At 65.2% G+C, this 9,698-nt stretch carries 11 protein-coding genes; 8 read left to right on the top strand and 3 right to left on the bottom strand.

Annotated elements, in window-relative coordinates; translation table 11 throughout:
- On the bottom strand, positions 1-996 hold a 996-nt coding region (locus NZ951_07185), incomplete at its 3' end, for a nucleotide sugar dehydrogenase (protein ID MCS7207696.1).
- A complete protein-coding gene (locus NZ951_07180) occupies positions 974-1,510 on the bottom strand; it encodes a hypothetical protein (GenBank protein ID MCS7207695.1) in 537 nt (178 codons plus the stop codon). The genes NZ951_07180 and NZ951_07185, both read right to left, overlap by 23 nt.
- A 433-nt stretch (positions 1,511-1,943) precedes the next feature.
- On the opposite strand from NZ951_07180, the gene NZ951_07175 reads away from it, so the two are divergent.
- The 8 genes from NZ951_07175 (at position 1,944) to NZ951_07140 (ending at position 9,215) form a co-directional block, all read left to right on the top strand.
- Positions 1,944-2,087 carry a desulfoferrodoxin gene (locus tag NZ951_07175; GenBank protein MCS7207694.1) on the top strand — a complete coding sequence of 48 codons (144 nt, stop codon included), beginning with the start codon at positions 1,944-1,946 and terminating at the stop codon, positions 2,085-2,087.
- 214 nt (positions 2,088-2,301) lie between these two features.
- Positions 2,302-3,636 carry a signal recognition particle protein gene (gene ffh, locus NZ951_07170; protein ID MCS7207693.1) on the top strand — a complete coding sequence of 445 codons (1,335 nt, stop codon included), beginning with the start codon at positions 2,302-2,304 and terminating at the stop codon, positions 3,634-3,636.
- A gap of 279 nt (positions 3,637-3,915) precedes the next feature.
- Positions 3,916-5,259: a M28 family peptidase gene (locus NZ951_07165; protein ID MCS7207692.1), complete on the top strand. Its 1,344-nt coding sequence runs from the start codon at positions 3,916-3,918 to the stop codon at positions 5,257-5,259.
- Positions 5,256-5,921: a dTMP kinase gene (gene tmk, locus NZ951_07160; GenBank protein ID MCS7207691.1), complete on the top strand. Its 666-nt coding sequence runs from the start codon at positions 5,256-5,258 to the stop codon at positions 5,919-5,921. The genes NZ951_07165 and tmk overlap by 4 nt, the downstream gene beginning before the upstream one ends.
- Before the next feature lie 31 nt (positions 5,922-5,952).
- Positions 5,953-6,561, top strand: a complete 609-nt coding sequence (locus tag NZ951_07155) for a nitroreductase family protein (protein ID MCS7207690.1) — start codon at positions 5,953-5,955, stop codon at positions 6,559-6,561.
- Positions 6,562-6,623: 62 nt separating this feature from the next.
- Entirely contained in the window at positions 6,624-7,793 is a 1,170-nt protein-coding gene (locus NZ951_07150) for an acyl-CoA dehydrogenase family protein (protein ID MCS7207689.1), read from the top strand.
- Between the two features lie 51 nt (positions 7,794-7,844).
- Entirely contained in the window at positions 7,845-8,048 is a 204-nt protein-coding gene (locus NZ951_07145) for a hypothetical protein (GenBank protein MCS7207688.1), read from the top strand.
- Positions 8,049-8,078: 30 nt separating this feature from the next.
- Positions 8,079-9,215: an acyl-CoA/acyl-ACP dehydrogenase gene (locus tag NZ951_07140; GenBank protein MCS7207687.1), complete on the top strand. Its 1,137-nt coding sequence runs from the start codon at positions 8,079-8,081 to the stop codon at positions 9,213-9,215.
- 70 nt (positions 9,216-9,285) lie between these two features.
- Here the strand turns inward: NZ951_07140 and NZ951_07135 are convergent.
- On the bottom strand, positions 9,286-9,698 hold a 413-nt coding region (locus tag NZ951_07135), incomplete at its 5' end, for a helix-turn-helix transcriptional regulator (GenBank protein MCS7207686.1).

Raw genomic sequence — 9,698 nt, 5'->3', positions numbered from 1 at the left:
GTGGGCCACCTTCTCCACCACCACGGTGGGCATCCCCCCATTAATACGGTGGGCCTCCGCAAGCAGGGTGGAGGTGTACCCCAACGCCTGGGCCTTCCACGCCAGGAAGCGGAAGTCCTTGGGGATGCAGTGGCCCCCCACGCCGGGTCCAGGATAAAAGGCCATGAAGCCGAAGGGTTTGGTCTTGGCTGCTTCAATGACCTCCCACACATCCACACCCAAGCGCTCACAGATCAGGGCCACCTCGTTGATCAGGGCGATGTTCACAGCACGGAAGGTGTTCTCCAGCAGTTTCACCAACTCGGCGGTGGTGGGAGAGGAGACGGGCACCACCTGGGCGGTTACTGCCCTATAGAGGGCGCAGGCCACCTCCCCACACTGGGGCGTAACCCCACCCACGACCTTGGGCGTGTTGTGCAGTGTCCAGCGCGTGTTGCCGGGGTCAATGCGTTCGGGGGAGTAGGCCAGGAAGACGTCCCTCCCCACCCGCAGGCCGCTCCTCTCCAGCAGGGGGAGGAGCACCTCCACCGTGGTGCCAGGGTAGGTGGTGCTCTCCAAGACGATGAGCATCCCGGGATGAAGGGCCTGACCAACGGCTTCCCCCGCTTCACGGATGGCGGAGATGTCAGGCTCGCCCGTGGGCGAGAAGGGTGTCTGCACACAGATGAGCACCGCATCCGCCGAGGCCAAAAGGGAGGGGTCGGAGGTAACGCGCAGGTGGCCCGCAGCGAGGACACGGGCCAGGCGCGCCGAGGGGATATCGTCAATGTAGGACTCGCCCCGTTGCAGGGCGGTGGCGCGACGGGGGTCTTTCTCCAGACCCAGCACAGGGAAGCCCGCTTCGGCAAAGGCGACAGCCAACGGCACACCCACATACCCCATGCCGATGACGGCGATGCGGGCCTGCCGCGCGCCGATGCGTTCCAGGAGGCGCATGGCCGAACTGGCCTGGGGAGATGGCAGGGAGGCCGTTTCAGGCGGTGGAGCCTTCGTCAAGGGGGTTCCCCACGCGGAAGGTGGTGCGAAGGGGGCGCAGGACAGGAGCAGGGAGTTCTGTTTTCACCCAGCGGTTCACAATGTGCAGGAGCACCTCACAGCGCTGGCGGGCGGGCAGATAGCGCTGGAAGATAGCGTCCAGGCCGGCGAAGGGTCCCTCTGTTACTTTGACCCTCTCCCCGGGCTGCAAAGCCCGTTGGTAGCCCCCTGCGTTCCACTCCTCGGTGCGCCGGCGGATATGCTCTATCAGAGCGTCGGGCACGGGGATGGCCTCCCGCTCCTGCCCCACAAAGTAGGCGACGCCCGGTGCCCACCGCACAAGTGGCCACTGGGGGGAGGAGTTGTCCAGACGCACGAAGATGTACCCAGGGAACAGGTATTCGCTGGTGCGGCGCGCCCCATAGGGGCGGAGAATCATCGGGGCGTAGTGCTCTATGCCCCAGCGGGCGAGCGTCTCCTGCACCAGGCGCTCGGCACGCGGTTTGGTCTTGAGCACATACCAGTGCACCGTCATGCAGTGTGTGTTTCCCCCGAAAGGTGCAGGCTACCGCCGTCCCGGCAGAGCCAGGCTTCTGCACATAGGTGGGATGGAGACCCATCCGCCCCTCTGTCCCCCAGTGAGAAGCCCGCACCAGCCCAACAACAGGCAAAAAAAGCTCCCTGTGGCCAGCGCCTCGCAGTTAAGAGCAGGTGGCCAACGAAACGCACCGGCGCTTAAGGGGAAGCACCGTTGTTAGGTTCTCCTTTGGCGGGCAACCTCTGTGGGTAACACCATAGCATACCCAGGCCAGAGGTGTTTGTCAATACCTTGTGGGCTTTAGACGGGGCCGCGTGCTGTCGGGGAGGGCAGTGGGATAAGGGGCGTTGACGGCACCGCCCCCGCCCTTTATGATATCGGCAGACAGCGCCTGCAGAGGCGTCAGTCCCCGTGTGGAGGAGGGTGCCCTGTGGCTATTCAGTTGGGACGCCGCTACGAGTGCCCTGTCTGTAACACCATCGTCCTGTGCACTAAGGCAGGGGACGGTGCCCTGACCTGTTGCGGGCAGGAAATGCCCGTCCAACAGCCCCGCAAACTCCCCTCCTCGGACTAGGATCGTTTTCCCCACCTCGCCCAGGGGTATGCATCCGGAAGCCCACCGCCCGTGTGTGGTGGGGGTGTTGTCCTTTTCCCTTCGCCCCAAACGGCCGCAGGGGGATGCTCGGCGCGGATCAGGTGGGCACCTACGGGGCGTGCCGAGCAACCGAAAGGGGGCGTGCTGGCAGAAAACAGAGCGTCCCTGCTAGCATGGAAGGCGGGAATAGAGCATGTTTGAAGCCCTCACCCAAAAACTCACCGCCATCTTCCAACGCCTGGGCAACCGGGGACGGCTCACTGAGCGGGATGTGGACGAGGCCCTGCGGGAGGTGCGCCTGGCCCTGCTGGAAGCGGATGTGCACTTCAAGGTGGTGCGGGACTTTATCGCCCGGGTGCGGGAGCGGGCCATCGGTCAGGAGGTGCTGCAGGGCATCAACCCCGCCCAGCAGGTGGTCAAGATCGTCTACGACGAACTCACCCAGGTGCTCTCGGCGGGGGAGCACCGTTTGCGTTCTGCCCCCCAACCGCCCACGGTGGTGCTCCTAGTGGGCCTGCAAGGCTCGGGCAAGACCACCACCGCCGCCAAACTGGCCCTTTACCTGCGGCGCAACGGGGGCCAGAGGTCATTATTGGTGGCCTGCGACCTGAAGCGCCCCGCCGCCGTCCAGCAACTACAGGTTTTGGGCAAGCAGTTGGACATCCCCGTCTATGCGGAAGCGGGGGCGACCGACCCTGTGGGGGTTGCTCGCAACGGCCTCGCTAAGGCGCGCCAGTTGGGGGTGGGTTGGGCCATCTTTGACACGGGAGGGCGTCTGCACATTGACGAGGAGATGATGGCAGAGGTGCAGGCTATCAAGGAGGCCCTGTCCCCCCATGAGGTGCTCCTGGTGTTGGATGCCATGACAGGCCAGGATGCCGTGCGGTCCGCCGGGGAGTTCCACCAGCGCCTAGGTTTGACGGGCCTTATCCTCACCAAACTGGACGGGGATGCGCGGGGTGGGGCGGCCTTGTCTATCACAGCAGTAACAGGTGTGCCCATCAAGTTCGTTGGAGTGGGGGAGCGCCCCGACGCCTTAGAGGTTTTTTACCCCGACCGCATGGCCCAACGCATTCTGGGGATGGGGGATGTGCTCTCCCTTGTGGAGAAGGCCCAGCAGGCCGTGGACCAGCAGAGGGCCCGGGAACTGCAACGCAAACTGGAGACGGCTAAGTTTGACCTGCAGGACTTTTTGGAGCAACTGCGCGCTTTACGCCGCATGGGGCCGTTACAGCAGGTGTTGGAGCATTTGCCCGGCTTTGCCCAGATGAAGGGGAAGATACCCCTAGAGGAACTGGACGAGAAGCATCTGAAGCGGATTGAGGCCATCATTTTGAGCATGACGCCCCAGGAGCGGCGGCATCCGGAGATTATCGACGGCTCCCGTCGGCGGCGCATCGCCAAGGGGAGCGGGACGACGGTGCAGGAAGTGAACGCCCTGCTGAAGCAGTTCGCCGAGATGCAGGCGCTCATGAAGCGCCTGGCCCAGATGCGTAAACGAGGTCTGCTGGGGATGCTGTGGCGGTAAGGCCGCAGTATTGACCCGGCCAGTGCAATCGGGAAGGGGTGTGCTTCAGGCGCGCATTTCCTTTTCTCTGCGCGTGGCGACCGCTCCCACAGCCCCACTGTAGGGGCATGCCGACGCCCCGTCAACGGAAAGGCACGAGGGTGCCACTCCACTACGGACAAAGGGGAGGTTATGCCTTTGGTGGCCCTTCCCCGCGCTCATGAAGTGGTGCTGTGGACGAAACGCCGCAAGCCCCCGGAGGCCATTGACCCGTGCCCCCAACTGGCGTAGGCTAGGGGTATGCAGAAGCGTCATCGGGGTCTGGCTTCTCTCGTCCTGCTGGGGGTGCTCCTGCTGCTGGTGGGGGCGTGTCAGCGGACGACTCCTCCCCCTACCCCAACCCCTCTGCCCACCCCTACGCCCACCCCTGCCCATACCCCTGTCCCCTCGCCCACGCCCGCCTCCTTCCCCCTGGGCGAGCAGGTTCTGGAATGGGCCAGGAGGTTGGTAGCGCTTTCCCCACGGGATACGGTGTCGGGACGGGAGCGGCAGGCGGCCGCCTTCCTACAAGAGGCCCTGGCCCAGATGGGCTATGCGGTGCGCACGCAAGAGTTCCCGGTAACTCTGACCCATAGCGAAGTGGTGGTTCTTGCTCCCACCCCCGGGACCATAGAGAACGCCCACATGCTCCGCTCGGGCGAGGGGGAGGTGGAGGGTGAGGTGGTGTTTGTGGGCCTGGCGCGACGGGAGGACCTCCCCGCTGAAGGGGTGCGGGGGCGCATCGCCTTGGCCGACCGGGGAAGCATCACCTTCCAGGAGAAGGCTCAGGCGGTGGCCGAGGCGGGTGCGGTGGCGCTGGTGGTGGCCAACAACCAGCCCGGCCTCTTCCAGGGAGCATTGCAGCATAGCGCTCCCCTACCTGTGGTGAGCATTAGCCAGGAGGAGGGCCAGCGCCTCAAGGGTCTGCTGGCGCAAGGGACCGTGCGCCTGCGGGTGCGGGTATGGAGCCAGGACTACCCCAGCCAGAACATCATCGCCGAACGGCCGGGAACACCCCCGGGGGCGCGGGTCGTTCTCCTCACGGCCCACTACGATACCGTGGAGGGCGTTCCGGGCGCTAACGATAATGCATCGGGGACGGGGGCGCTTCTGACCCTGGCCCAACGCCTGCGGGAGCACTCCTTCCCCTTTGCCCTGCGCTTCATCGCCTTCGGGGGCGAGGAGGAGGGCCTGTTCGGAAGCCGGTTCTATGTCCAATCCCTCTCCCCAGAGGAGCGGGAAGGTATCCTGGCGGTGCTCAACCTGGACGTGATAGGCTCGGCCGTGCGCCTAGCCACCGCCGGGGATTTCGCCTTGCAACAGACCGTGCTGGATGCAGGTCGCCAGATAGGCATCGCCGTCGCCGGCATCAACCTGCGGGATGCCCCCAGTGACCACCTCCCCTTTATTCAAGCCGGCATCCCCGCTGTCCTTCTGACCACCCCCGACTTCCGCCTCATCCACACCCCCCAAGACCGCCTGGAGTTCCTGGATGTGGAGAACTTGGAGAACACGGTGCGTGTGGTGGAGGCGGTGCTCCAGCGCCTGGCTAGTGGCCAACGGCAAAGCCGGCTACAACCCGTCGCCCTCGGGGCAAGGGGATGAGGGGTCGGCTGGTTACCTTTGAGGGGATAGAGGGAGCGGGGAAGACCACGCAGGCCCGCCTGTTGGTTCGCCGCTTGCGGGGGGTTGGTATTCCCTCCCTCCTGGTGCGGGAGCCGGGGGGCACCCCTTTGGGCGAGCGCCTGCGCCGTCTCCTGAAGAGGGCGTCTTTCCCCCTCTCTCCCGAGGCGGAGGCCTTTTTGTTTCTGTCGGCGCGCGCCCAGTTGGTGTGTCAGGTGCTGGCCCCCGCTCTAGAACAGGGCCAATGGGTGGTATGCGACCGGTGGGCGGATAGCACCCTGGCCTATCAAGGGTATGGGCGGGGCATCCCCTTGGACATTCTCCGGGCGGGCAACCGATTGGCCACGGCCGGGCTAGTGCCTCACATCACCTTTCTTTTAGACATACCCCCCCAGGAGGGGTTGCGTCGGCGTCCTCCGACCACGAGCGATCGCTTTGAAACAGCGGGAGAGGACTTCCTGCGCCGGGTGCGGGAGGGGTATCTGATCCTCGCCCAAGAGGAGCCTGACCGGTGGTGCATCGTGGATGCCACCTTGCCCCGTCGGGAGGTGGCCCGTCGGGTGTGGGAGAGGGTGCGCCCTCTGGTGGGTCGGCCGGCCCCCCCTCCGACGCCTGCAGAGCGCCACTTTCCGGCGGGGTGCTGATGGAGCGTGCTTCTCGGACAAGGAGGTAGGTGTGGAATTCGGCACCGTTGTGCGCCGACGCCGCATGGTGCGGGCCTTCCAGAACCGTCCTGTGGAGGCGGAGAAACTGGCGCGTCTGTTGGAATATGCCCAGAGGGCCCCAAGCGCAGGCCACTTGGAGCCTCAGGAGTTTATCCTGGTTCAAGACGCCACCCGCAAGCGGCAGTTAGCCGAGGCGGCCTTGGGGCAGGAGTTCATCGTCCAGGCCCCGGTGGTCATCGTGGTGTGCGCCGATGCCCGCCGCACCACCTGGCGCTACGGCCAGCGGGGATGGGAGAGGTATTGCATCACCGATGGGGCTTTTGCATCCCTGCTGATTCTGCTGACAGCGGTGGATGAGGGGTTGGGGGCGTGTTTTGTGGGGGCATTCCGAGACGCCGAGGTTGCCCGTGTGCTAGGTTTACCTCCCCAGGTGCGCCCCATTGGTATTATCCCTATCGGATATCCGGGTGAAGGACCAGTGCGGGTGGGAAGGCGCCCCTTGGCGGAGAGGGTGCACCTGGAGGGATGGGGTAATCCGTTGCCCCCAGCCCCGTCCCTGCACCAAGCCTTGACCGCGTGGCTGGGCACCTCCTCGTCAACAGTGCATCCCACCTTCTGACCTTGCTTAGTCCACCCATACCCGTTACAATAGGGCGGGAGCGTTGCTTGCAAGGAGGCGCTATGGACTTCAAGTTCACCCCCGAGGAAGAGGCTTTTCGGCAGGAGGTGCGGGCCTTCATCAAGGCCGAGGTGCCCCCCGACTTTGACGGGGGGGAGTTGGGTGAGGAGGAATGGGAGATGACACGCCGCCTGCGCAAGAAGTTGGCGCAGAAGGGGTGGCTGACCCTGCACTGGCCGAAAGAGTATGGGGGCATGGGAGCCTCCCACATCACCCAACTCATTTTCAACGAGGAGATGTCCTACGGACGCTGTCCGGGGAGGGATATCTTTGGCACCCGCATGATGGCCCCCACCCTGATGATCTGGGGCAGCGAGGAGCAGAAGAAGCGTTTCCTGCCCCCGGTGGCGCGGGGAGAGGTGCAGTGGTGCCAGGGGTATTCGGAGCCGGGGTCGGGGTCGGACCTGGCGTCCCTGCAGACCCGCGCCGTGCGAGATGGGGACGACTATGTCATCAACGGCTCCAAGATCTGGACGAGTCTGGCCCACCGCGCCGATTGGATTATGCTGTTGGCCCGCACCAATCCCGATGCCGAGAAGCACCGGGGCATCTCCTTCTTCCTGGTGGATATGCGCTCCCCCGGTGTGAGCGTGCGCCCCATCATCAACATGGCGGGTGTGCACTCCTTCAACCAGGTATTTTTTGACAATGTGCGGGTGCCGAAGCAGAACCTGGTGGGGGAGGAGAACCGGGGCTGGTATGTGGCTGTTACCCTGCTGGACTTTGAGCGGTCGGGGGTGGACTACTCCGCCTCGGCCCGACGCACCATTGAGGAGCTGGCCCAGTTCGCCCGCGAGTTCGCCCCGTCGGGCCGGCCCCTCGCCCAGGATGCCCGCGTCCGCAACGCCCTGGCCGACCTGTATGTGCAGGCCCACACGGCCCGCATGATCGCCTACAATGTGGCCTACATGCAAAGCAAGGGGCAGGTGCCCAACAAGGAGTCGTCCATCAGCAAGGTGTTCGGCACCGAGCTGGTGCAAAGGGTTACCAACTTCGGGGTGAACATGATGGGGCCGTATGGGCAACTGCTGCGGGGCTCCAAGTGGGCCAAGTTGAACGGACGCCTTCAGACGGCGTGGCTGACCAGTTTCAGTGCCACCATCGCCGCCGGCACCAGCGAGGTCCAGCGCAACATCATCGCCATGCGAGGCCTGGGTCTGCCCCGGGGATAGGAGCCAGGGGCGCAGCAGCAGGAACGGGGCCTGCGGGAGATTGTCCAGCAGGTGGGCGTCCGCCTGGAGCGGGACGTGGAGCGTCTAGAGGGCACGAGAAAGGCCCGGAGCCAGGAGATGGATAGCCACGTGGTGGAGCGCCTAGAGGGGAAGATGGAACGCCTGGACAGCAGGGTGGAGAGCCTGCGCCCGCAGATAGACCGCGTCTATGGGCGGCTAGTGTTCGTCACCCTGGCGGTGCTGTTCCGGCCGTGAAACGCTCAAAGCATTCGAGGAGGTGTATTTATGGACCTGGGCTTGTCCGAAGCGCAACAGATGCTTAAGAACAGCGCCCGAGAGTTCCTGGAGAAGGAGTGCCCCCATACCTATGTGCGGGCTATGGAGGAGGACGAGAAGGGCTATACGGTGGACATGTGGAAGAAACTGGCCGAATTGGGATGGCTGGGCCTCCCCTTCCCGGAGGCCTATGGGGGCTTGGGCAACTCCTTCCTGGACCTGTGTGTCCTGCTGGAGGAGATGGGGCGCGCCCTGCTCCCCGGCCCGTACTTCTCCACCGTGGTGCTGTTCGGTTTGACTGTCCTGGACGCCGGCTCCGAGGCCCAGAAGCGGGATATCCTGCCCAAAATCGCCTCGGGTGACCTGATCGGCACCTTCGCCATCACCGAACCCTCCGCCCGCTGGGATGCCGAGGGCATCCGCGAGGTGCAGGCCACCCGCCGCGGCACCGACTGGGTGCTCACCGGCACCAAGCTGTTCGTCCCCTATGCCCATGTGTCCGACACCCTCCTGGTGGCCGCCCGTACCCGCTCGGGCGCTGACCCCACCCAAGGCATTACCTGCTTCCTTGTCCCCACCCGAACTTCTGGTATCTCCCAGACCCTCCTGAAGACCATCGCCTCCGACCGACAGAGCGAGGTAACCTTCCAGAATGTGGTGGTGCCAGGGACGGCCGTGCTGGGGCAGGTGGACCAGGGCTGGCCCATCGTGGAGCGGGCCATCCGCCGCGCCGCCGCTGCCACCTGTTGCTGGATGGTGGGCGGTGCCCAGCGCGTCCTGGAGATGACGGTGGACTACGCCAAACAGCGCATCCAGTTCGGACGGCCCATCGGCAGTTTCCAGGCCGTCCAGCACCATTGCGCCAATATGGCCGTGGATGTGGAGGGGGCGAGGTACATCGCCTATCAGGCCGCCTGGGCCATCAGCGAGGGCCAGGACGCCCGCATGGAGGTGGCTATGGCCAAGGCCTGGTGCTCCGACGCCTACCGGCGGGTGTGCGCTCTGGCCCACCAGTGCCACGGTGCCATCGGCTTCACCAAGGAGCACAACCTGCAACTGTATACCCGCCGCGCCAAGGCCGCCGAACTGATGTACGGCGACGCCGACTTCCATCGGGAACTGGTGGCCCAGGGGATGCGCCTGTAGCAACGCCTGGGGTTGGGCTTTGGGGGGCGCAGGAGTACCTCCTGCGCCCCTTCGTTGTGGGGAGTGGGGGCTAGCAGGAAGTGGGCGGGGACGCCGTCCGCACCAGGGTGGAGAGCACCTCGGGGGTGAGGTGTTTCATCCCCCACTCCCCCAAAGCGGCCAGCACCTGGGCCAACTCCTGCCCGGCGGGGGTCAGTTCGTATTCCACCCAGGGGGGCAGGGTCTCCACCACCCGCCGACGCACGACGCCCGCCTTCTCCAAGGCCGTAAGGCGCGCCTTCAGGGTGCGGGGGTTCACCCCGCCCACCGCCTGGGCCAGTTCGTTGAACCGCCGTTTGCCTTTGGACAACTCGTGGAAAATGTGGGGCACCCACTTCTGGCCGATAAGGGCCAGGGTCGCCCGCACGGGACAGTAGGCCCCTCCGGCAGATTCGTCCACCACCAGTTTCCGCTCCAGCATCGCGTCCCCCCCTTGCCGTTCCC

It is taken from the genome of Dehalococcoidia bacterium, assembly GCA_025060295.1.
Lineage (GTDB): Bacteria > Chloroflexota > Dehalococcoidia > Lucifugimonadales > HRBIN23 > HRBIN23.
Note: the sequence above shows the minus strand (reverse complement) of the source record. Positions and strands in the feature narration are given on the sequence as shown.

Bases quoted from the DNA above. Each gene is read 5' to 3' on its own strand.
- ffh (MCS7207693.1), top strand. From the start codon at position 2,302: ATGTTTGAAGCCCTCACCCAAAAACTCACCGCCATCTTCCAACGCCTG.
- NZ951_07180 (MCS7207695.1), bottom strand. From the start codon at position 1,510: ATGACGGTGCACTGGTATGTGCTCAAGACCAAACCGCGTGCCGAGCGC.
- NZ951_07140 (MCS7207687.1), top strand. From the start codon at position 8,079: ATGGACCTGGGCTTGTCCGAAGCGCAACAGATGCTTAAGAACAGCGCC.
- NZ951_07150 (MCS7207689.1), top strand. From the start codon at position 6,624: ATGGACTTCAAGTTCACCCCCGAGGAAGAGGCTTTTCGGCAGGAGGTG.
- NZ951_07165 (MCS7207692.1), top strand. From the start codon at position 3,916: ATGCAGAAGCGTCATCGGGGTCTGGCTTCTCTCGTCCTGCTGGGGGTG.
- tmk (MCS7207691.1), top strand. From the start codon at position 5,256: ATGAGGGGTCGGCTGGTTACCTTTGAGGGGATAGAGGGAGCGGGGAAG.